This is a genomic window from Microlunatus phosphovorus NM-1, assembly GCF_000270245.1.
GTDB classification, from domain to species: Bacteria; Actinomycetota; Actinomycetes; order Propionibacteriales; family Propionibacteriaceae; genus Microlunatus; species Microlunatus phosphovorus.
On sequence record NC_015635.1, the window covers coordinates 5,575,065 to 5,597,487 of the forward strand.

The following is a 22,423-nucleotide window of genomic DNA, read 5'->3' on the forward strand; positions in this document are numbered from 1 at the left end:
CCGCACCACCAGCACACTTTCCGCGAGAGGACCCTTCCACCCCGATGTGCCCTGCGCCGCCACGCCGCATCCCGCCGTCCACCGGTGTCGCCTTGAGGCGGTTCAGCCTGCCCACCGCGGTAGCTGCCACGGCAGTGGCCGCGGTCCTGCTGACCGGCTGCCAGGCCGACAGCACCGCCGGTTCCCCGACCGTGCCTCCGCCGCCCGCCACCGCCACCACAACCGCGGCCGCCACCCCGGACCCGGCGGCCACCCCACCGTCGGCGCCGTCGGCGCCATCGTCGCCTCGGCCGTCAGCGGCCACGGCGCGCAGCAAGGCAGCATCGCCGGCGGCGGACGCGACGATCGCGGTGACAATCGCCGACGGGAAGGTGCGCCCGAACGCTGAGGATGTCAAGGTCAAGCAGGGTCAAACGGTGCGGGTCACGATCCGCAGCGATGTCGACGAGTCAATCCATGTGCACGGCTACGACAAGACGGCCAAAGCCAGCCCCGGCGAACCCGGTGAAGTGACGTTCACCGCCGACGTCAAAGGCGTCTTCGAGATCGAGACTCACGAGTCGGCCAAGCTGGCCGCCAAGCTGATCGTGTCCTGACGTGGCCAATGCCCGTACGCGGCCCGCCCCGGCGGATCGGCGATGATCCCGCTCCACGGCCTGGGTGGCCGCCAAGACCTGCCGTTGCCGTTCTCGGTAGTGCTGATCGCGGCCGCCGCGACCTTGATCATCTCGTTCCTCGTGCTGTGGTGGCGATGGCCGGCCGCACGCTACGCCACGGTCGGTGGCGTCCCGTTGCCCCGACTCACCGCTGCGCTGGATTCCCCGGCGCTGCGGTGGCTGGTCCGGGCCATCGGTCTCGGCCTGGCCGGGTGGGCGCTGTTGGCTCTGCTGGCCGGGCCCGACGAGCTGATCAACCCCATTTTCGGATACGTGTACGTGTGGGTGTGGGTCGGGCTGGTGCCGATCTCACTGCTGTTCGGGCCAGTGTGGCGAACGCTGAACCCGTTCCGGACCGTGCATCTCGTCCTCGCCCGCCTGACCAAGATCCCGCACGATGTCGGTGCGTGGGGCCGGTTCCCCGCGGCGGGCGGAGTGTGGCCGGCCGTCGTGCTGCTGGTCAGCTTCGTGTGGCTGGAGCTGGTGGCGCCCAACCGCACCACGATCGCGATGATCATGATGTGGATCGCGGTCTACGTCGCCGTGCAGGCCGTTGGCGGGCTGCTGTTCGGCTCCGGCTGGTACGCCGCCGCTGACCCGTTCGAGGTGTACGCGCTGCTGATGGCGAAGCTGTCGGTGTGGGGCCGCGGTCAAGACCGGCTCATCGTGGCCCGGTCACCGTTGGCGAACCTGGCCACATTGAACCCGGTGCCGGGCACAGTCGGAATCGTCGCCGTGCTGCTCGGCTCCACAGCCTTCGACGGATTCTCCAACTCCACTAGCTGGATCCGTTGGATCCAGGCGGGCGACAAGCCCGCGGTGTGGATCGCCACCGTTGCCATGGTCGGGATGATCACGCTAGTGGTGGTCAGCTACCAGGTGGCGGTGTACCTGTCGTGCCGGCTGACCGGGGTCGACCCGGCCGGCCAGCTCGGCACCTACATCCACTCGCTGGTGCCGATCGTGCTCGGCTACGTGACGGCGCATTACCTCACGCTGATCGTCTTCGAGGGACAGCGGACGCTGATCTTGTTCAGTGACCCGATCAACGCTGGCTGGAACGTGCTCGGCACCGCGCACTGGCAGGTCGGCATGGGGTTCTTCGCCTACACCACGCTGATCGCTATGTTGCAGGCCGGCGCTGTTGTGGTCGGTCACATCCTCGGCGTCATCGCCGCCCACGACCGGGCTTTGGCCATCGCCCCACCAACCAAGGCGGTGGTAGGGCAGATCCCGATGCTGGCGATCATGATCGGCTACACCCTCGGCGGCCTGTGGCTGCTGTTCGCCACATGAGCCGCCGACAGACGGGCCGCCGCCGCGCACCGGCCCCGGCCGCCGACCACAGTCCCGCCCATCACAGGCAGCCGGGATGGGCGGCAGTGCCACCCGAGGTCAGCTACCCAAGAGTGCTGTCGGCCCAGCCGGGCTGGCAGGCAGGGCTCGGGATCGCGCTGGCGCTCAGCGGATATGTGCTGATCACCTCGATCGTGACAGCCTCAGTCGTCGGCCTCGGCTACCTCATCCAGCGGCCCAATCTGCCCCTCGCGGACGACCGTGCAGCTGCGGCCAGCTACCAGAACCCGGTCGGATTTCTCGCGCAGAGTCTGAGCATCGCAGCCCTGCTGCTGATGTGCTGGGCGTTGATGCGGTGGCTTCACCGGCTGCCGCTGGGATGGCTGTCCTCGGTCCGGCCTCGGTTGCGTTGGCGCTACTTTGGGCTCTGCCTGCTGATGGCCGCGGTGGTGCTGTACGGCATCGTCGCGGTCACCGCGCTCACGGCGGGTGTTCCCATCGTATGGCGTCCGCAACCCGGGATCGTCGCCGTGTTGCTGGTGGTGGCCCTGGTCACCCCACTGCAGTCAGCGGCGGAGGAGTACCTGTTCCGCGGCTACCTGCTGCAGACGATGGGCAGCTTCTTTCCCAGCCCGTGGGTCGGGGTGATCTTCTCGTCCCTGCTGTTCGCCGCGTTGCACGGCAGCCAGAACCTGCCCCTGTTCGTCAACCGGCTCGCGTTCGGGCTGCTCGCTGCCACCCTGGTCTTGGCCACCGGCGGCCTGGAAGCCGGGATCGCCGCGCACATCGTCAACAACGTCGGCGCCTACACCCTTGCGGCGTTCACCTCCTCGATCGCCGACCTCCGCGCGGTCCGCAGCCTCTCCTGGGCCGACGCCCTCACTGATGTCGCCGGCTTCGCCATCGTCGCCGTCGTCGCAGTTCTGCTCGCCCGCCGCCTCCACCTGCCAACCGTCACCCCACCGACCGAACGGAGCCAACCATGACTCGCGGCCGAAAGCCTCCCTCCGACCTCGGTACCCGGCTCACCCAGCTCGACCGAATCCTCGGCGTCCACGTGAACACCGACCCAGTCGACGGCCTCGACCTGATCGTCTACCACCGCGGACCGGTCGGCTCCGACAGCCACTTGGCGATCTGTCAGATTCTGCTCGAGCACGGAGGCCGCGACCGCACCATTCCCGGTGAGCCTCGGCGGCTGCGGCCGGTGACCCGTCCCGCACCGTTGGACTGGGCGTACCGAGACCTGGATCAGATGCATCGGCTGGCCCTCCAGGTCACCAACGGACAGCACCATTTCGAGTTCGATCCCGGCCACGTGCATCTGCTGCCCGACTTCCAGCCGCTGGCCGACTTGGCCCGCGGCGGCATTCTCGCCGACCCCTCCGGGGAGCTGACCCTGCTGCACCGGCGGCTACAGCGCTATCCGTCTCGGCTCGGCGACGGCCTGGTCGCTCGACTCTGGGAGATCCGCCCACTGCTCGACGCAGCATCCGGCGCCGCCGACCGCGGCGACACCACCGGCACGGCTGCCGGGCTGACCCGGGCCGCAGACCTGGCAGCTCACGCCCTTCACGGGCATGCGGGCACTTGGCCGCCCCATCCCGCCCAGCTGCTCAGCGGCGCGCAACGCCTGGCCTGCACTCCACCAAGCTTTGCCGGCACGATGCAACGCGTACTCGCCCAACTCGGCACGCGGCCTGGCCTGCTCCGCGACGCTGTCGCCACCACGAGTGTGTTGATGGACGGGGTCGTTGTCGCGTGCCGACCTCGGCGACAGGACTGACCGTGCCGCACGCCACACGGCTACGACAACAACGACTCGCCGGGGCGGCAGCAGTCTTGGTCGTCGTGGTTGCGCAGGCCGCGGGACCGCAGCCGACTGCCGCCGCGCACGACCGGCTGGTACGCAGCAACCCGGCCGCCGATACCGTCGTCGCCACCCCAATCCCTGAGATTCGGCTCACTTTCAGTGAACCCATCACCCCCGGCTTCGCCGCCGTCACCTTGTCGGTCGACGACGGACCCGCGCAACCCATCAACCTTCGGGTGGACGGCGCGACCCTGACCGCGATCCCACCCGAACCCGCGCCCCCTTCGGCGCAGCGGTGGACCCTCGCCTACCGGATCGTCTCCAGCGACGGCCACCCGGTTGTCGATCAGCTCAGATTCACTACCCAGCCCGCCACCGGCGCACCGTCCAGCACCGAGACGGCCCCAACCAGCAGCCCAGCCACGCATCTGCCGCCGGCCACCACCGCACCCGTAGCTGAACCGGACCGGCGGTGGCTTGTCGTGGTCGTCCTGCTGCTGGTGGTGGCTGCCGTGCTCCGCGCCGGCCGCAGGCCTCGGCAGCGTGAGGACCTCGACCCGTGACCGGGGCGTCCCGGGCCGTGGCGTGGGCCGGCGTGGTCACTGCGCCGACGGTCGCGATCACCGTCCTCGCCGCCACCGGCGCCTTGGCGGCACCGACAGGTGGCCTGCCCGACCCCGGGGTTGCGGTCAGGGTTGGTCTACCGGCCGCGACTGCCCTGCGTGACGTCGCTGCAGCGTTGACCGTCGGGCTGCTGGTGACAGCTGCCACCGTGCTGCCCGGCCCTGGCTCGCGTCGGCGCCTGCCTGCGCTCACCAATCTGCAGCGACGCACTGCGGTGATTGCCGCCGCCGCGGCGTCCGGGTGGGCCGCGGCCACCGTGGCGATGCTGCTACTCACCTACGCCAACCTCGCCGGCACCACGATCGGTGTGGACACCGTCGCGGCGTTGCCCTACTTCCTCACCGACTTCGACCTGGGACGTGCCCTCGGGCTGTCTACCGCCGGGACCCTGCTCGCCGGGTTCGTCGCTGCCACCGCCGACCGGCCCGGTCACCTCGGCCTGGCTGCTGTCTTGGCGGTGGCGGCGGTGTTGCCGCTGGCGTGGACCGGGCACGCCGGCAGCACCGTGAACCATGCGACCGCGGTCGACGCCCAAATGACCCACCTTGTCGGCGTCACTGTCTGGGTCGGGGGGCTCGCCGCCATCCTCATCCTGCGTGGCCGCCTCGGCGACGCGCTCAAGACGTCGGTCGCCCGGTTCTCCGTCCTCGCCGGCTGGTGCTACGCCCTGGTCGCAGCCGGCGGTATCGCAGGCGCGGCCGTCCGCGTCCCGAGCCTCGCCGCGATCACCACCACCAGCTACGGACAGATCCTGCTCGCGAAGGCCGGCGTGCTGGTCATCCTCGGGGTTGCCGGTTGGTACCACCGCCGCCGCATCATCCGGCAGTTGGGGACGGCTCCCGGCCGGCGCCCCTTCGCCCGCCTGGTCATGGCCGAGTTGCTGGTGATGGGTGCCGCTATCGGACTCGGTGTTGCGCTGGCCCGCACCCCTCCGCCCGATGCTGGCGCGGCGGAGGCGATCGACGCCACCACCGCCCTGCTCGGCTACCCGATGCCGCCGCCGCTGACCGCCACCACCGTGTTCACCGCCTGGCGTCCAGACCCGCTCTGGCTGCCGCTCGCCCTGGCCGCCGCCGCCAGCTACCTGGTCGCTGTCATGCGGCTGCGCCGCCGCGGCATCCGCTGGTCACCCGCCCGCACCATCACCTTCCTGACCGGCTGCCTGATGATGGTTGCCGCGACCAGCGGCAGCCCCGGCGTGTACGGCCAAGTCCTGTTCAGCATGCACATGGTGCAGCACATGACAGTCGCCACCGCCGTGCCCACGTTCCTCGTCCTCGGCGCCCCGGTCACCCTGGCCTTGCGGACCCTGCCGGCCCGCATCGACGGCAGCCGCGGCGCCCGCGAATGGCTACTCGCCGTACTCCACTCCCGCTACGTGCGAGTGCTCAGCAATCCAGTGGTCGTCATCGCACTCTTCCTCGGCTCCCTGATCGGGTTCTACTACACCCCAGCGTTGGAGTTCTCCCTACGAACCCACGTCGGGCACCTGCTCATGCTCGGACACTTCCTGCTCGTGGGCTACCTGTTCGCCAACATCATCTGCGGCATCGACCCCGGCCCACCCCGGCCACACCACCTGTTCCGGCTGATCCTGCTGATCGTCACCTTCGGCTTCCATGCATTCTTCGCGGTCTCCTTGATGTCTGGCGCCGCCATGTTCGCCGAATCCTGGTACACCAGCCTCGACCGCGGCTGGGGGCCCAGCATCGCCGACGATCAAGCACTCGGCATATCCCTGGTCTGGGCCCTCGGCGACTACCCCATCGCCATCCTCGCGGTCGCCTTGATCGTCTCCTGGATCGCCGACGACACCCGCGACGCACGCCGCCATGACCGCCAAGCTGACCGCGACGACGACGCTGAACTCCAGGCTTACAACGCTCACCTCCAACGCCTCCAACGCCCCCGCGTCCCCAAGTCGTCGACTGACCTCGAAGGCCTGGACTGATGGCGCCAACCGACGTGGACGACGAGTTCGAGCCGGTCTACCACCGCTACACGCCGCATCGGGCCGGGCTACCGCCGCTGGTGCCGTACTTCCGTGAGCTCTGGGCGCGACGCGAGTTCGCCGCCGAGATGAGCAAGGCGTCGCTGCGCAGCTCCAACGTCAACACGGTGTTCGGTCAGCTGTGGCTGATCCTCAACCCGATGCTGCTGGCCGGCGTCTACTACCTGCTGGTGACGATCATCCGGCAGCGACACGATCCCGCCTTGTTCACCCACCTGGTGCTGGCGCTGTTCGCGTTCACCATGGTGCAGTCCGCCGCCTCGACCGGAGCTACCTCGGTGACCGGCTCAGGCCGGCTGCTGATCAACACCGCGTTCCCGCGACTGCTCATTCCGCTGTCGGCGGTGCGAACGGCCTTCTGGCGATTCCTGCCGACGATCCCCATCTACCTGCTCTTCCACATCATCGTCGGGCTCACCTGGCATCCACGGATGATGATCTCCCTCTACTTCCTCGCCACCATGGTCGTGTTCAGCATGGGGCTGTCGGCGCTGTTCGCCACCTGCCAGGTGTACTTCCGCGACACCTCGAGCTTCCTGCCGTACTTCCTGCGGTTGTGGATGTACCTGTCGCCGGTGCTGTGGCTGCCGGAGATGCTCGCCCGGATGGGTCCGGCGACGAAGATCATCGTGGAGCTGAATCCGATGTACCCGATGCTGACCGGCTACGCACAGCTACTCCAAGGCGGCCAGACCCCGCCGCCTTGGATGTGGGCCGCAGCCGCTGGATGGGCTCTCGGCGCGTCACTGGTCGGGTTCTTGTTCTTCATCGGCAGGGAGCGTGAGTTCGCCGTACGCCTCACCTGACAGATGTTCTCCGACGTGTAGATCTCCAGTCGCTGGGATGGCGCTGTGTCCCTGGAGAATCGTGCGGGGATCCCCGGACTCGGAAGGATTGCGCCGTCTGGCCAGCCGCAACCCTGCCGTCCGGGCTGATGCTGATCAGCGTGGCTTGACCGACCGATCGATCAGTTCTGCTGAATTCAGTCTGGACTGTACTATGTGGGAATGGCTGTCACGGATTGGTCGGCTGCGCGTGTCGCAGTGGATGCAGAGGCGTTGGGTCGAATCGGGACCGCATTGGCTGATCCGACGCGACGTCGGCTGTTGTTGGCGCTGGTGACCGGTCCAGCGTTCCCATCCGACCTGGCCGCGGATCTAGCACTCACCCGGGGAAACGTGTCGAACCATCTTGCCTGTTTGCGCGGCTGTGGGCTCGTGTCGACAACTCCGGTAGGGCGTCGGGTTCGCTATGAGCTGGCGGACCCGCGGCTGGCGGAGCGCTGGCCCAGTTGGCGCAGCTGGTGCTGATCGTCTCCGACAACGCCCATACCGAAGAGCCGTGCAGCCCGGAGGACTACACGTGCAACGGAGAGCCGGTTGCAGACGAAGTCGCAGTAGTGGGTTCTGGTGGCTGACGAGTGCTGCGGCCCCGACCAGACGACCGGCCCAGAGTCAGAAGGCGCGGCAGCGGAGCTGATGCCTTTGTGGCGGATCCGGGAGCTTCAGGCAGCGGCCGTATCGGGAATGCTGCTGCTGGCCGGGGCGGTCGCAAGTGAGGGCTCATCTGTCGAAACGGTGCTGTGGTCGACGTCGGCCTTGGTGGGTGCGACCACCTTCGTGCCGGGCGCGATCCGTGGACTGATCAAGGGCAGGCTCGGGGTCGGATTGTTGATGACGATCGCCGGGATCGGCGCCGTGCTGTTGGGGGAGGTTGCCGAAGCCGCCACGCTGGCGTTCTTGTTCTCGATCGCAGAAGGGTTGGAACGGTACGCACTCACCAGGACCAGGAATAGCCTGCGGGCCCTGCTGGATCTGGCGCCGCCGTCCGCGACGGTCCTCCGCCGCGGTGCGACGGTCACCGTCCCGGCCGCTGAGTTGCGGGTCGGCGAGATGCTGCTGGTGCGACCTGGTGACAAGATCGCGACCGACGGAATCGTGAGTGGAGGTCGCAGCTGGATCGACACCTCGGTGGTGACCGGGGAGTCTGTGCCAGTCGAGGTCGGGCCCGGGTCGCTGGTGTTTGCGGGTACCGTCAACGGCACCGGCGCGATCGAGGTCCAGGTGACTGTTGCCGCCGCAGACAACTCGTTGGCCCGGCTAGTCCACACTGTGCAGGAAGCGCAGGAACGCAAAGGATCAAGCCAACGGCTGGCCGAACGGGTCGCGAAGCCGCTGGTGCCCGCGGTGTTGATCTTGGCCGGCCTGATAGCTGTCGTTGGGAGCTTGGCCGGCGAACCGTCCGTGTGGATACCTCGGGCGCTGGTGGTGCTGGTCGCCGCGGCACCGTGCGCGTTCGCCCTCAGCGTGCCGATCGCGGTCGTGGCAGCAGTCGGCGCCGCATCCAAATCTGGAGTGTTGATCAAGGGCGGCGCAGCGGTCGAGCAACTCGGAGCCGTCACCGTGGTGGCAGTGGACAAGACCGGCACCCTGACCCGCAATGAGCCGTCGGTCATCGACGTCGTCCCCGCAGCCGGCGTCGATTCGGGTGAGGTGCTGGCGGTTGCGGCCGCACTCGAAGACCGGAGCGAGCACCCACTCGCGGCCGCGATCGTGACGGCCGCAGCCGACCTACCGCCACGGCGCGGCCTCGACGTGGAGGCCGTCCCCGGCCACGGCCTCATCGGTGTCGTGGACGACCAACCAACCCGACTCGGCAAACCCGGATTCGTCCCCACGGCCGGGCTGGAACGTGAGGTGGAGCGGCTACAAGATGCTGGCGCGACCGTGGTCCTGGTGGAACGCGACGAGATCGTGCTGGGAGCGGTCGCGGTCCGAGATGAGATCAGACCGGAAGCCGCCGAAGCTGTCGGCCTGCTGCGCCGCCAGGGTGTGTCTGTCGTGATGTTGACCGGCGACAACGCCCGCACCGCGAACGCAATCGCCGCCGAGGCCGGGATCGGCGAGGTTCGAGCCGAGCTGAGCCCGACCGACAAGGCCGGCATCGTGTCCGAGCTGAAGACCCGCGGCCACGTGGCGATGGTTGGCGACGGCATCAACGATGCACCCGCCCTGGCCACCGCCGACGCCGGGATCGCGATGGGCGCCATGGGCAGCGATGTGGCCATCGAGGCCGCCGACGTGGCCCTGATGGGCGAAGACCTGCGGCGGCTGCCGGACGCGATCGCGCACACTCGGCATGCTCGTGTGATCCTCACCCAGAGCCTTGTCCTGTCAGGGCTAATCATCGCCGTGTTAGTGCCGCTGTCCGCGCTCGGACTGCTCGGCCTGGCCGTCGTGGTCGCCACCCACGAACTCGCCGAGGTATTGGTCATCCTGAACGGCATCCGCGCTGGTCGTCGCCGGCTGCTTCCTACCCGTCCGCCCCTCCGCGGAGCCCACCCCGCTCATTCGATTGCGCCGTCCGCGATACATCGAACCGCGCCGGTGAGAGTTTCTGCCGCACCCCAACCGGCGGCACAGGGTGAGTGGCCGCTGCTGCCCTTGATCCCGAAGCCGGTTGCGCCCGCCACGATGTCGGGACCTGCCGGCTGCCGCTGTGAGGCAGGCCAATGTTCTTGCTGCGCCTAGCCCTCTCGCCTGGGCCAGGATCCTCCGAGTGACCTGGACGCGCTACCGGAACACTCCCCACGGACAACGCGCTGGTGCACGACCCTCGTGCGAGCGATCCGGGCAGGATCCGGGTCGCGTGTCTGTGGGCGAGGTAGAGCAGGGCCGAACCCGAGGTCCGCGGTGCAGCGCGTGACGAACGGCTCCACCGCCGAGGTGGCGAGGTTGACAATCAGCAAAGGCCCGTGGAAGACCTCGCCGACGCACAGCGACATAGCGCTACAGACGGCCCCAGCACATTTCAGCCTGATGCGGAGGCACCATCTGTCAGGCCATCGAGAACCGATGCGAAGGTCAAGCCGCCGCCAGACACACCGGGCTTTGTCAAGGTCCAGGGCGGCCGGAGAAGTTTCGCCGGCGATCGTGAGGATTCGAGCGCCATGGGCGAATCCTCGCCGACCTGTGCTCTGCCGAGAGCAGGGGTACCGACCGTCCCGACGCTCCAACAGACCTGCTGACGGGCCGAAGAGATCGGCGCAGCTGTCCGCGTATCACCCAGAAGGATGGATGTGATCGTGTCGTGGAGTGCGTGGGAACAAGGGGCTGCTGGTGTTGACCCGCCCGGTCAAGTGGTGTCCCGGCGGTGGTGCCGCGGCTGGCCGAGGGCGTGTTCGGCCTGATGGATGGCGTCAGTGACCAGCTGCGCAGCGTGCTCATTAGCGAGCCGGTAGAAGACCCTGTTGCCGTCCTGCCGGGAGGCCACGATCCGGGCCAACCTGAGTTTCGCCAGGTGCTGCGAGACCGATGCCGGTGCCTTATCGACTGCGGTAGCGATCGTGTTCACCGGCAGCTCGCCGCCCTGCAGGGCCAGTACGATCCGGACCCGGGTCGGGTCGGCCAGCATGGAAAACACCTCCACCGCCAGCTCAACGAACTGCGCGTCGACCGGCCCGGCCACCTCCACACGGTCCCGCTGGTTGTCTGCGCGCACACGCAGATGCTAAGCCAACTACAGTTTCCGCGACGCGCCGAGCCGCCACGGCCGATGGCGTGGGCCTTCCGATGCCCGTCAGGGCTGCCACTGGTGCCAAGCGGCAGGACCGTACTCGATCACCGCCTCGCCGCGGGCGGTGACCAGCAGTGAGCCGCTGGCCGACACCGACCAGGCGTAGCCGTGCTCACCTGGCCCGGCGCCGCTGGCGTCCCAGTACAAATCCAGCCGCGGTTGCGCGCCCCAGCCCCGGACCACGCTCAACACCAGATCACCGGGCCCGTCAGGTCGGCTCTCGAACACCACCGCTGCAACCGGACGACCGTCGAGGGCATGGGCGTCGAGGTCGACGCCGCGAACGCTGACCGGCTCTCCAAGTCGTAGTACAAACCAGCGCAGACCCTCAGTCTGCGCCGTCGACTCCTCGGCCGAACCCGCCACCGTCATTCCAACCATCCCACGAACGAATCACACGAGCCGCCAAGTATCCGCGAATAAGCGCAGATATGCAAAGACTGACTTGGTGAACCGAAAGCCGCCGCCGTTGGCATCGAAATCCGGTCGCCTTTGGCAGGAGGTCGGGGTGCGCTGAACTGTCAGATCGCAGCCGTCGTATGGCTGTCGTTGAGTGCGCGGTGCGCATCGGGCACGAGCCGGACGACCCCGATGCTGGACATAGCGCTGCGGATCGCGACGTCGGCAGCGTGTTCGATGCGCGTGGAAGTCGGCGACCGGTAGGTCCGGGTCGGTAGTGATGGTGGCCTCGATACTCAGCCGGTGCCCCATCCATCGCAGCCGGGTCTCGGACACTCCGGTGATGCCCGGCACCGCGATGAGGGTCTGCTCGGCGATGTCGACCAGGGCCGGATCGACACCATCGAGAAGCCGGCGGCCGATGTCGCGGGCGGTGCCGAACAACAGCACGAAGATCGCGATGCTGATCAGCAGACCGACGATCGGGTCCGCGAGCGGGAACCCGGCCCACACCCCGAGCACGCCGAACACGACCGCGAGGGAGGTGAACCCGTCGGTGCGGGCATGCACGCCGTCGGCGATCAGCGCCGCCGACCCGATCCGGCGGCCGACCCGGATCCGGTAGGAGGCGACGATCTCGTTGCCGGCAAACCCGATCAGCCCGGCCGCGAACACCCACCAAATGTTCTCCAGCTGCTGCGGCTCGAAGAACCGGCGGATCGACTCATACCCGGCCACGACCGCCGACAACGCGATCATCGCGACGATGAACAACCCGGCCAGATCCTCCACCCGACCGTAGCCGAAGGTGTAGCGACGGGTCGCGGCCCTGCGTCCGAGCACGAACGCCACCCAAAGCGGCACCGCGGTCAATGCGTCGGAGAAGTTGTGGATCGTGTCGGCCAGCAACGCGACCGAGCCACTGATCACCACCACCACGACCTGCAAGGCCGCTGTAACAGCCAGGATCAACAGACTGACTTTGAGTGCCCGGACTCCCTCGTGGCTGGCCTCCAGGGCGTCGTCGATTGAGTCTCGGGCGTCGTGGCTGTGCGGTACGAACAGCCCGTAGAGGAAGCCCCTGACCCCGGCCCGGTGCCGATGGCCGTGCTCGCCGTGATCATGACTGTGGTCACCGTGATCATGGCCGTGGCTGTGCGGGTCGTCACTGTGGTCTTGCCTGCGGTCGCCGTGTGAATGATCGTGGTCCTGATGCCCGTTGTGCCGCCGCTGCTCAGGATCACCGCTGCGGTGATCCTGCTCGACCGTCGGGTGAGCGTGGGTGGCCGCGTCGCCAGTACGTCGCCGACCTGTCCCGGGGTCATCGAGGTCAGAGGCCCCGGATCCGGTTGCGCTCATCGCACACCCGCCTTAGTATCTGCGTGCATACGCAGATACTAAGCAGGTTCCAACCGCTTCGGCAACCGCAACCGCCGGCGATCAGGTCATTCGCCGAGTGCCCACCCGTGGAGGGCGGCTGCGGAACGAGCAGCTGTTACAGCTCGCGCCGGAGTCCGGTCTGGTGCCGCGAACTGGCGTCAGGCGCTCAGCCAGTCTCCGAGGAACCTGGGGACCGGCCAGTCCAGTCCGGTATCAGCGGCGTCCTCGGCGCCTTCGGAGACGAGAATGCTGCCAGCGTCCGACTCTCCACGGTGGGCGGGTTCGGAACGTCGTGGCTGCTGAACGCTGAGTACGGGGCAGATCAGGTGCGCCGCGGCTGGGCCCGGCTCACCAATCCCCACTGAGAAGCTCGCAACGCACGCCCAAAGCCGCGAGCGCCGCCACGCCGTGACGCCGACGAACTACGCGCTCGCGATCAACGACGGCATCGCGCGCAGCGAAGCCAAGTGCGCCACCGCGGAGCAAGCACGAAGAGGCGCAGCCAAAGAGCCAACTGGCCGGCGCTGAACCCGAGCATCCCGCGTGCAGGCACGATCGCGCCTCGACGGGCCGGGACTCGGGCTGTAGACCAACCCTTCGCCGGGCGGCTCTGAAAGAATAGAGACGAGAAAGGAAGGCGTGGCCATGGTGTTCCAGGGCAAGGTGCTGTCGGTCGGCGCGCTGCTTGATGCTGCCCGCGCCGCGCCCGAGCCCGTGCCGGATCCGAGCATTGGGGTGCGGCACACCGCCGCGCAGAACGCTGCCGCCTGCCGCGCGCTCATCGACGACGGCGAGAGCCCGGATGTGTGCTGGCGGTTCGGCATCCTCCAGACGTTGGACGACTACACCTCCACCCGGCGACGCGGCGGCCCTGCCCTCGCCGCTGGAGTGTTCGCCGACGAGCCGCCCCGCACCGGCTCCGCTGAGGTCGACGCCGCATTCGCCGCGCTCGCGGACTACCTCGCCGACCGTGATTGCTGGCAAGCCCCCGCGTGGGCGTTCGACCAGTCACGCAGCACCAGCGGCTGGTACCCCGCTGTTCCGGCGATCTTCCATGCCGACGCCGATCGGGAGAGCCCAGAAGCGTTTCGGCGCCGCGGGATTCTCATCACCTCCCGTTCGCTGGCCAAAGCGTGACCGGACGCGAGTCGAGCCGGGCCGACCTGGAATCTACGCAAGTAGCTACGTCTAGTGGGTGTCATGACCAGGTCGCTGCCCATGAGCCGGTTTATCCAGAACTACAACCTGCACTTGACCGAGGCTGAGCGCAGCGATGATGTGCTCGTCCTCGAACAGCGTGCCGGCCTGCCCGAATGGGTGCTGCAGTCCGAGCATCGGGTCCGGGCGACCGCTGAGGCCACCGGCTTCCTCTCCGCCCGCGCTGGTGGCACTCGTGCACGACGAGGCACTGGTGGAACGCTTCGCGGCAGCATTGGTGACCGTGTTGCCGTGGGTGGCGTTCCTGCCCGACACCGATCGGGAGACCTTTGCCACCGAGGCCGCCGACACGCTCCGCGCGTGCGCCTCCATCGGCAGGTTCACCGCGCTCGCTGATCTGATCGACAACTGGCGCAACACCGCCGAGATCTGGTCTGACCCCAGCCTCGCGGCATCCCTCGCCGCCGAGGTGTCCACACCGCTGGACCAGCCGGTCTGATGGCGCGCCAAGCGCGGCCAGCAAGTCCCACCGCCGCCCACAGGTGACGAGTGGGATCTGCGCTACGCCACCAAGGAGTCTTCGGCGTTTACCGACGACTGGGATTGCCTCTCCCCGTGACGTGGACGCGCTGGTCGTTTCCCGCGCCGGAGGTGTGGCGGATCGCGCAGGGGTGATCTGCTCGTTCGGGCTGAAACGGAGCCCGACTGGCTCGATGATGCTGCGGCGGAATACCTGGGCTGGGACAACACCTTGGGTACGGTGTTGTCCATGACGGTGCAGTGGCATCAGGTCCTGGATCGGGCCCTCGCCGAGAACGCCGTGGTCCGTGTCGGTGATGCGGTAGCGCAGCATCTAGGTCGTACACCGACCCGATCCGAGATCACTGCCGCCAGGCGCGCAGCTCACCGCTACGTTGCAGCCGGTCAGGCACAGGAGGCCACCCTGTCCGCCGTCGTCGGCGGCCAGGCCCGACACGTCTTGGTCTTGGCCCGCCCCGATGTCGACCTGCAAGATGTGTCTGCGCTACGACGATCCCTGGCTCAGCGGGTCCGGACGCTAGACAAGCCGCAGGGGCAAGGGACCAAGGCCACCGCCCGCCGGGCCGAGACCCTGCTGACCCAGGTCAGCCAATCGGCGCGGGCCGGCCGGCTGTTGCCCCTTGCACAGATCGAACCCGCGCACGCCAGACTCTTAGCCCAAGACCTCACCGAAGCCGTCGCCGATCTTGCCGTCTTGGCCGCCGACCTCACTCGACGATCACGCCAAACCGACACCACGATCCGAACAGAACCACCCGCACGCCAATCACCAGGCACCTGACGGCGGCCCGAGCGCAGGGACAACAAAAGCTAGCCACTGCTCCGGCACGGTGAATAGCCAGCAACCAGTCCGTGGCGACCTGTTCGGCGAGACCGCGGTCGATGCGTAGATCGACGGGCCCTGACGACCACTCCCAGCACTCGCCATGACGGTCCCGTTCCGGTGGCCGGTGCCGTATCAACCCTTTCGTGCATGGATCCTTCGCTTGCGCGGTGGCGTTCTTGTCACGGATCCGGCCGTCCACACACCCTGGAACATGACCTCGTCGCCACCGTGCGGGCCGCGAGGTCACGAGTGACGTCATAGATGGCCCTCTTCACGTGTGTCAGGGGGGCACGGATGCCGTTTACCATCCTCACGCTCTCCATGGTCAGCCGTCCCGATTTGGGCGGGATCGGCTCGGCCAGATATCTATACTCGTATAGTTATCAGCATGCCAAGACCCGTCCTGACGCAAGAGGACCAGCGGCGCGGCCGACGTCTGGGCGCGTCCCTGCAGCGTCGACGCGGCACAACCAGTGGCGCCCAGGTGGCGAATCAGGCAGGGATCTCGATCGACGCGCTCCGCAAACTCGAAGAAGGCAAGACACCCACTCCAGGGTTCTTTCAGATCGCCCGGATCGCAGCCGTGCTGCACGTTTCCCTCGACGACCTGCTCGGCGACGCTACTGACGGGAACAGCAAGCAGTGACTTCGATCATCGCTCTGCCGTCCGCGTCGGTCCCGCTGACTGTTGACGTCGACCACCCTTGCAGCGTCCCGGAGCCCATCGGCCGCGACGTAGTCCTGGTCAGCCGTGACTGGTCGCGCTACCTGCAGTGGTGGGATGCGACCCGCTTCGCCACGCCGGCGTTCTGGGTGGAGCTGACCCGTCAACGTGCCCGCCCGATCACGTACCAGATCGGCAAGACTCTGCTGGAAGAGGTTGGGGTGTGCATGCTCGGCGGCTACGGGATCACCGAACGCATGGCCAGCGCCGCTTTCCACCGCGTCCGCGAAGAAGGCCTCTTGACCGGGAAACCCGTCACTGAGGAGGCTGTCGCCGCCGTCCTGTCGGCGCCGTTCCAGCTGCCCGGTTCCCAGCGTGCGGTTCACTACCGATTTCCGCGGTCGAAGGGGCGACGGTTGGCAGCCGTCATCGACACCCTCCACCGCTCCGAGCCACCGGGCACAGACGAACCGCGGCTGCTTCGGGACTGGCTGCTCACTCTGCCAGGCGTGGGCCCGAAGACAGCGTCATGGATCGTGCGGAACATGACCCGCACTGACCTCGTCGCCGTAATCGACGTTCACATCCGCAGGGCCGGAATCGTGGCCGGCCTGTTCGACCCGGCATGGCGGCTCCCCCGCGACTACAACCACTTCGAGACCGCATTCGTCGTCTGGGCACGGATCGGTGGAGTGCCCACCGCTGACCTCGACGCGTGCATCTGGTCCGAACTCGCGGCACTCGGCCCCGCAGCTCGCACGCTATTCAGTGTGAAGCATCTCTCCGACCTCGATTAGTTGGGGGTCCGACCAATGTCTGGTCCGGTGCTTCGCTAAGGTCTTGCCCACTCGATGGAGGAGACGTCATCATGGGCGGCAGCGGCGGCGGCGAGCCAACCTCGTCGGGAGGCTCGCAGTTCGGTGGGCCAGGCGAGGTTCTAGGCTGCGGGTCGTTGGAGTTTCAGGCAGCGTTGATGTCGCCGATACCGACGGTCGCCTCAACTGTGGCAATCGGCACCGACTGCGAGATCCTGCTCGAAGGGACGCCACCCCAGCTCGTTGTCTATGTGCGACGTTCGGGGGAGCAACTCGGGGCGATCACCGAACGCATGATGATCTTGATGCGATGCATCGGCGCGGGCTTCGCCTACGAAGCTGAGGTGATCACGACCGCACCGATCCGACTGTACGTCCGCCCCAGAAATCCTTACCTGCTGGGTTTGCCGTTCACCGCCGTGCTCAGCGACGTGCCGGCAGGGGCCATGCTCACCGCCGGCGATGACTTCGACCTGCGACTCGACAGCGGCGGCAAGGTCGTCGCCGTTGACATCTTCGGCAGCGACATCGGCCGAATCAGGGCAGAACCGGTGGCCCTGGCCGACGCAGTTCGCGGCGGAACTGCGCGTCGGGCGACGGTGCATGATCCAGCCGTCCCGACGGTCATCGTCACCCGGTAGTCGCAGCATGGGTGTGACCGTGATCGGTGGCAGTTACCGTGAAACCTGCCGCGAACCGAGCATCGACCGGCTCCTCGGATCCGGCATGCGTGCCGCCGCCACGCTGGCTGACCTTGGCCATGACACCCAGCTGGTCACCTGCATCGACGACGACACGAGCGATGAACTGTCGGCCGTGGCCCATACGCTCGGGATCCGCGTGGCGGCCCACACCAGGGCGGAGCCGGTGACGTTCGCCTACGACACTCCCCTACACCACCCCAACACCTATGGCACATCAGCTGCGAGCCCGTTGCATGCTGCTGACAGCGCGGTGCTCGGTTTCGGCATGGTGGAAACGCAGTGGTCTGCGGACGCGTCAGTGTTGGTAATCGATCCGCAACATGCGTCCGTCGCTGACCTGCTCCAGCGCTGCTCGGCGGGCCGCACAGCGATCGTGCTGAACGAACACGAGGCCCGCCGGATCACCGGCGAACATGACCTCACGGCCGCCGCCCAAGCCCTGCTCGCAGCTCCCGCGAATGTGGTGGTGGTGAAGCAAGGTGCTGTCGGTGGCCTGATCGCGTCCGCCGACGGAGTTGAGGCTTTTGGCGCGCATGCCACCGACCTGGTCGAGCCCCTCGGGTCTGGTGACGCGTTCAGCGCCGGCTTCGCCCACGCCTGGGCACTCAACGACGCCGACCCGGCCACCGCGGCCCGGTTCGGCTCCAAGGTGGCGGCCGCGCACTCACTCGCCGGGTCACCGCAGGTGACGCAGTCTCTCCATTGTCTGGACGATCCGCTGCCGTACCCCACAGGGCAATGGCCGCGCGTGTACCTGGCCGGTCCGTTCTTCGATCTCGCCCAACGCACCCTGATCCATGTCGTACGGCACGCGCTGCTACAGATTGGGGTCGAGGTGTTCTCACCGTTGCATGATGTCGGTCGCGGCGGGGACGAGGTCGCCGTCGCCGACCTCGACGGACTCGCAGGCTGCCACAGTGTGCTGGCTCTGCTGGATGGTGCAGACCCGGGAACAGTGTTCGAGGTCGGATGGGCTACCCGCGAAGGGATCCCAGTGATCGGGTTCGCCGACAGCGTCGATGATCATGGGTGGACGATGATCCGCGGCACCGGCAGCCGCGTTGTCTCCGACCTTGCCAGCGCCGTCTACAGCGCCGCCTGGGCGGCCATGCGTCGAGCGGCCAGCACGTGAACCGTGTCCTGCTGCTGTCCGGGGGTCTCGACAGCACTGCTGTCGCCGCCATGGTCAGGCCCGAGCATTGCGTGCACGTCGACTACGGCCAGATCCCCGCGGAGGCTGAGTTGCGTGCGGCTGCGCAGGTTGCCGTTGATCTTGGACTGCCGTTCACCTCGCTTGCTGTCCCGGCCGGGCAGGTCGGTGCCGGGTTGATGAGTGCAGAGGCAGCCGACGGACTACCTGTCGACGTGTCACCGGAGTGGTGGCCATTCCGGAATCAGCTGCTGATCACGCTCGCTGCGGCGTGGGCAGTGCAACGCGGCTTCGAGGTCGTGATCATCGGCACTGTCGCTTCCGACGGTGCCCGTCACGCTGACGGCACCCGGGACTTCCTCACCCGGATCGACGATCTGCTGGCCGTCCAAGAGGGCCACCTTCGCGTCGAAGCACCAGCCGCGGGCATGTCCAGCGCCGAGCTGATCACAACCTCGGGTGTCACCGACGCTGTGCTCGGCTGGACCCATTCGTGCCATCGCGCCAACTTTCCCTGCGGGGCTTGCCCCGGCTGCGTGAAACGGCAGGAAGTGCTGCAGCAACTCGATCGGCTCCGATGATGCGGAGACACGGCACCGGTGTTGATATGGCGTGGATTGCGACCTTCCTGGCCTGCATTGTCGCCTCCAACTGGGCGATCACCCATCTGGGTGTCGATCATGGACCGGATGCGCCGCGGACGATACCGGTCGGGTTCGGGCTGTCCGCACCGTCAGGAGTGGTGTTCGCAGGTGCTCTGTTCGCGCTGCGCGACGTCATCCACGAACGTCTCGGCTCTGCCGCCGTTCTCGTGATCATCATCGTCAGCGCACCGGTGACGATGATCGCTGCGTCCCCCGGGCTAGCAGTCGCCTCGGTCGTCACGTTCGTCGTCGCCGAGACCGTCGACCTGCTGGTCTACCGTCGCATCAGGGCGAGTGGATATGCGACGGCCGCGATCGCTAGCAATCTCGCGTCGTCGCTGATCGACTCAGCACTGTTTCTGGGACTGGCGTTCGGGGCGGCTCAGGCGCTACACGGCACCCTGGGACTGACCCTTGGGAAGGTGGGGTCATCGACGATCACCGTCGTGATCATGCTCGTGATTGTCCGACGCGTCCGTCACCCATCTGATCCAGTCGGGACGGCGCCAATCTGCCTTAGCGAGCCATGGTGGCGATGAGCCGACAGTGCCGCGAGACGCCGACGGAGAGCCCCGAGCATGATGATGCACCGATCACGGTCCGAACACCTGGCCAGGAGCCGACGGCGGCAACTGCAACCCAACCCCATCGCAGACAGAGGAATCGAGACTCGACACCATGGTGATCACGCCCGATGTCCAACCCTGGCCGTCGATCTCAGCTGCGGACACGTTCAAGACACTGCTGGTAGGCAACGGCCTCAGCATCAACATCTGGCCGTCGTTCAACTACAGCTCGCTGTTCCGTCAGACACCGCTGCCGGAAAGCGCGAAGGCGATCTTCACCGCGATCGACAGCACCAACTTCGAGGAGGCGATGCGGCGCCTAGCTGAGGCGCGCGCGATCACGGAAGCGGCCGACAAGGATGCCAGTTGGATCGACCCGCTCTACACAACGATTCGAGACCAGCTCTTCCTGGCCGTCCAGCAAGTCCACATCACCTGGAACGACCTTCCTGACATCACCAAAAACGCGATCGGCATGCACCTGTGCACCTATGAGAGCGTCTTCACCACCAATTACGACCTGATCTTGTACTGGGCTCGCATGCACGTGGAAGACCGTCACAACGCGAAGACCGCGGATCTGATGTGGGGGTTGGGGGGCACCTTCGACCGGCACTCAGACTTGTGGCCAGGGTGGACCGGCATCTACTACCTGCACGGTGGCCTGCATCTGTGGCGTAGCAGGTCGACTGGGACGGTGGGCAAGTGGCAGCACCAGGGGATCAACATCCTGGAGCAGGTGGCGAACGGGTACGACGCGACAACTGACCGGCAGCCTCTGTTCGTGAGTGAAGGCACATCGGTCGACAAGCTCCGGGCGATACAGACTTCGGAGTACCTCTCGATCGTCACCCGGAAACTCTTCGACGACACGAAGGACACTGTGGTCTTTGGCTCGGCACTATCCGCGTCGGACACCCACATCGTTGAAGCACTTGCCGCTGGCGCGAGCCGAAGGATCGCGATATCAGTATGCGTTGATGGGCAGTCGACTGAGCAGATTGTCCAGCTGAAGGCTGACATGCACGCCAAGTTCCCGCGTCACACACTGCTGTTCTTCGATTCGGCCACTCATCCGCTTGGCGACCCCGTCCTGCGGGCGGCCAAGCAGTAGCGAGCTTTGGGATTGACCCGGAATTGACGAGCGCCAGCGATCTCCGCGCAGCGCGCCGTCCTGATGCTTCTGTAACATGCGTGGGCAAATCGAACGGAAGTGAACAGAATTTGACCAGTTGCGAAGTTCGTGATCCCGTCCATGGGTTGATCTCTCTTAGCCCGGATGAGTGGAAGGTGGTCGACAGTCGGCCGTTTCAGCGGCTGCGTGGCGTTCAGCAGCTCGCAATGACGCATCTGGTCTACCCGGGAGCACGGCACTCACGGTTCGAGCACTGCGTCGGTGCCTGCCATGTTGCAGGTCGTCTGGCCGCGCGGTTGGCGATCCTCAGTCCCGACAAGATGCACGCAGACCGTGTGCGCCGCATCCGAGCCGCAGCTTTAGCACACGACATCGGGCATGGGCCGTTCAGCCACGTCAGCGAGTTCGTGTTCGAGAAGCTAACCGGCAAGGAGCACGTTCATGAGTCGATCTCCGCCGCGATCTTGCGGCACGACGAACAGGTGCGGGGCGGTCTTGGCGCCGAGTTGTGCGACTGGGCCGCCGATCTGCTGGCGGGCGAAGGCCACGGAAGTAGGAGATCGGTCGACCGTGACATCGTTGCCGGCCCGGCCGACATCGACAAGCTGGACTACCTCCTCCGTGACAGCCACTTCTGCGGCGTGAACTACGGCCGCTACGACCTGGACAAACTGGTCGAGTCTGCGAGGTTGGTGACCCGAACCGACGGTGACTACCTCGCATACCACCCAGATGGCGTATTCGCCCTGGAGGAGATGCTCCTCGCTCGCTACCACATGCACCGACAGGTCTATGGCCACAAGACTCGGCTCGCAACCGACCAGATGCTGATGCGGGCAATGCTGCTGGGCGTCCAAGACGGGGTGCTGCCGCGTTCGGTGTTCGAACCGGAACCGATCGATGGGGATTTCGTCGAAGAGTACCTACTATGGGACGATCGACGAGTAATCGATACTCTGTGCGATTCTGACGGTGGAGGTGGTGACCTGATGCGCGCGCTCCGTGAACGGAGGCTGTTCAAGCGGGTGGGTGTCGTAGCGCTCGACGACTTATTGGGGCAGGTGGACCGCGTGGCGGCTGGGTTCGCTATGCAGCCGACTGCAAGCGTCCTGGATGCGATGCAGAAGGATGTTGAGGCAGCCGTGGCGGAGGCTGCTGGCGTGGATCCCTTGTGGGTGGCATTGCATTGGGAGGACCTGCAGAACCCGCTGTCATCGAAAGACGATTCCCGAGTCACCGACAAGGAGATACCCATCACCGGCCATGATGGCACCCGGGTGAACGACAAGTTCACTGAGGTCTCGGAGGTGTTCAGGGACGAGTCGATCCGGTCCAGACGTCACGTTGCGGTCTACGTTGGCTCCAGCAGCACGTCGCAGCCAAATGTCAGTGTCTCCTCGGATACTGTCATGCAAAGCGCACGACAGGAGATCGCGAAGATCGGTCTGGCAGGGCAGGTGATTTGAG

23 protein-coding genes are annotated in these 22,423 nt (G+C 66.8%); 20 read left to right on the top strand and 3 right to left on the bottom strand.

What is annotated here, in order from left to right:
- Positions 1-44: 44 nt before the first annotated feature.
- From MLP_RS25260 to MLP_RS25295, 9 genes are all read left to right on the top strand, one after another.
- Positions 45-596, top strand: coding sequence for a cupredoxin domain-containing protein (locus MLP_RS25260; protein WP_013866071.1), 552 nt, complete (start codon positions 45-47; stop codon positions 594-596).
- A 42-nt stretch (positions 597-638) separates the two neighbouring features.
- Complete coding sequence (locus MLP_RS25265; protein WP_013866072.1) at positions 639-1,952, top strand: hypothetical protein; 1,314 nt, start codon at positions 639-641, stop codon at positions 1,950-1,952.
- Positions 1,949-2,938, top strand: coding sequence for a CPBP family intramembrane glutamic endopeptidase (locus MLP_RS25270; RefSeq protein WP_156821300.1), 990 nt, complete (start codon positions 1,949-1,951; stop codon positions 2,936-2,938). The genes MLP_RS25265 and MLP_RS25270 overlap by 4 nt, the downstream gene beginning before the upstream one ends.
- On the top strand, positions 2,935-3,738 hold the full coding sequence (locus MLP_RS28405; protein ID WP_013866074.1) for a hypothetical protein: 804 nt from the start codon (positions 2,935-2,937) through the stop codon (positions 3,736-3,738). The genes MLP_RS25270 and MLP_RS28405 overlap by 4 nt, the downstream gene beginning before the upstream one ends.
- A 2-nt stretch (positions 3,739-3,740) precedes the next feature.
- Positions 3,741-4,328 (top strand): copper resistance CopC family protein, encoded by a 588-nt coding sequence (locus tag MLP_RS28410; RefSeq protein ID WP_013866075.1) that lies wholly within the window; start codon positions 3,741-3,743, stop codon positions 4,326-4,328.
- Positions 4,325-6,340, top strand: coding sequence for a cytochrome c oxidase assembly protein (locus MLP_RS25285; protein WP_013866076.1), 2,016 nt, complete (start codon positions 4,325-4,327; stop codon positions 6,338-6,340). The genes MLP_RS28410 and MLP_RS25285 overlap by 4 nt, the downstream gene beginning before the upstream one ends.
- Positions 6,340-7,206: an ABC transporter permease gene (locus MLP_RS25290; RefSeq protein ID WP_013866077.1), complete on the top strand. Its 867-nt coding sequence runs from the start codon at positions 6,340-6,342 to the stop codon at positions 7,204-7,206. The genes MLP_RS25285 and MLP_RS25290 overlap by 1 nt, the downstream gene beginning before the upstream one ends.
- Positions 7,207-7,407: 201 nt before the next feature.
- A complete protein-coding gene (locus MLP_RS27730; RefSeq protein WP_407938978.1) occupies positions 7,408-7,710 on the top strand; it encodes an ArsR/SmtB family transcription factor in 303 nt (100 codons plus the stop codon).
- Positions 7,711-7,809: 99 nt separating this feature from the next.
- A complete protein-coding gene (locus tag MLP_RS25295; protein ID WP_013866080.1) occupies positions 7,810-9,930 on the top strand; it encodes a heavy metal translocating P-type ATPase in 2,121 nt (706 codons plus the stop codon).
- Positions 9,931-10,534: 604 nt separating this feature from the next.
- Here MLP_RS25295 and MLP_RS25300 read toward each other — a convergent pair.
- The 3 genes from MLP_RS25300 to MLP_RS25310 all read right to left on the bottom strand — a co-directional run bounded on the left by MLP_RS25300 (position 10,535) and on the right by MLP_RS25310 (position 12,733).
- Positions 10,535-10,900, bottom strand: coding sequence for an ArsR/SmtB family transcription factor (locus MLP_RS25300; RefSeq protein WP_013866081.1), 366 nt, complete (start codon positions 10,898-10,900; stop codon positions 10,535-10,537).
- 78 nt (positions 10,901-10,978) lie between these two features.
- Positions 10,979-11,347: a PA14 domain-containing protein gene (locus MLP_RS25305; protein ID WP_013866082.1), complete on the bottom strand. Its 369-nt coding sequence runs from the start codon at positions 11,345-11,347 to the stop codon at positions 10,979-10,981.
- Between the two features lie 21 nt (positions 11,348-11,368).
- Positions 11,369-12,733, bottom strand: coding sequence for a cation diffusion facilitator family transporter (locus MLP_RS25310; RefSeq protein ID WP_013866083.1), 1,365 nt, complete (start codon positions 12,731-12,733; stop codon positions 11,369-11,371).
- Between the two features lie 666 nt (positions 12,734-13,399).
- Here MLP_RS25310 and MLP_RS25320 point away from each other — a divergent pair.
- The 11 genes from MLP_RS25320 to MLP_RS26915 all read left to right on the top strand — a co-directional run bounded on the left by MLP_RS25320 (position 13,400) and on the right by MLP_RS26915 (position 22,422).
- Positions 13,400-13,891, top strand: coding sequence for a hypothetical protein (locus MLP_RS25320; RefSeq protein ID WP_041793542.1), 492 nt, complete (start codon positions 13,400-13,402; stop codon positions 13,889-13,891).
- A 247-nt stretch (positions 13,892-14,138) separates the two neighbouring features.
- Positions 14,139-14,411, top strand: a complete 273-nt coding sequence (locus tag MLP_RS28725; protein ID WP_049804684.1) for a hypothetical protein — start codon at positions 14,139-14,141, stop codon at positions 14,409-14,411.
- A 270-nt stretch (positions 14,412-14,681) separates the two neighbouring features.
- On the top strand, positions 14,682-15,233 hold the full coding sequence (locus tag MLP_RS25335) for a hypothetical protein (RefSeq protein ID WP_013866086.1): 552 nt from the start codon (positions 14,682-14,684) through the stop codon (positions 15,231-15,233).
- A gap of 433 nt (positions 15,234-15,666) precedes the next feature.
- Positions 15,667-15,924 (top strand): helix-turn-helix domain-containing protein, encoded by a 258-nt coding sequence (locus MLP_RS25340; RefSeq protein ID WP_013866087.1) that lies wholly within the window; start codon positions 15,667-15,669, stop codon positions 15,922-15,924.
- Complete coding sequence (locus tag MLP_RS25345; RefSeq protein WP_013866088.1) at positions 15,921-16,739, top strand: 8-oxoguanine DNA glycosylase; 819 nt, start codon at positions 15,921-15,923, stop codon at positions 16,737-16,739. Before MLP_RS25340 ends, MLP_RS25345 begins: the two co-directional genes overlap by 4 nt.
- Positions 16,740-16,894: 155 nt before the next feature.
- Positions 16,895-17,398 (top strand): hypothetical protein, encoded by a 504-nt coding sequence (locus MLP_RS25350; RefSeq protein ID WP_156821302.1) that lies wholly within the window; start codon positions 16,895-16,897, stop codon positions 17,396-17,398.
- Positions 17,399-17,405: 7 nt separating this feature from the next.
- Positions 17,406-18,593 carry a PfkB family carbohydrate kinase gene (locus tag MLP_RS25355; RefSeq protein ID WP_013866090.1) on the top strand — a complete coding sequence of 396 codons (1,188 nt, stop codon included), beginning with the start codon at positions 17,406-17,408 and terminating at the stop codon, positions 18,591-18,593.
- Positions 18,590-19,192 (top strand): 7-cyano-7-deazaguanine synthase, encoded by a 603-nt coding sequence (locus tag MLP_RS25360; protein WP_013866091.1) that lies wholly within the window; start codon positions 18,590-18,592, stop codon positions 19,190-19,192. The genes MLP_RS25355 and MLP_RS25360 overlap by 4 nt, the downstream gene beginning before the upstream one ends.
- 26 nt (positions 19,193-19,218) lie before the next feature.
- Positions 19,219-19,794, top strand: a complete 576-nt coding sequence (locus tag MLP_RS25365) for a VUT family protein (protein WP_013866092.1) — start codon at positions 19,219-19,221, stop codon at positions 19,792-19,794.
- Between the two features lie 139 nt (positions 19,795-19,933).
- Positions 19,934-20,935: a DUF4917 family protein gene (locus tag MLP_RS25370; protein ID WP_013866093.1), complete on the top strand. Its 1,002-nt coding sequence runs from the start codon at positions 19,934-19,936 to the stop codon at positions 20,933-20,935.
- Between the two features lie 176 nt (positions 20,936-21,111).
- Entirely contained in the window at positions 21,112-22,422 is a 1,311-nt protein-coding gene (locus MLP_RS26915) for an HD domain-containing protein (protein WP_049804685.1), read from the top strand.
- The last annotated feature ends 1 nt before the right edge of the window (position 22,423 follow it).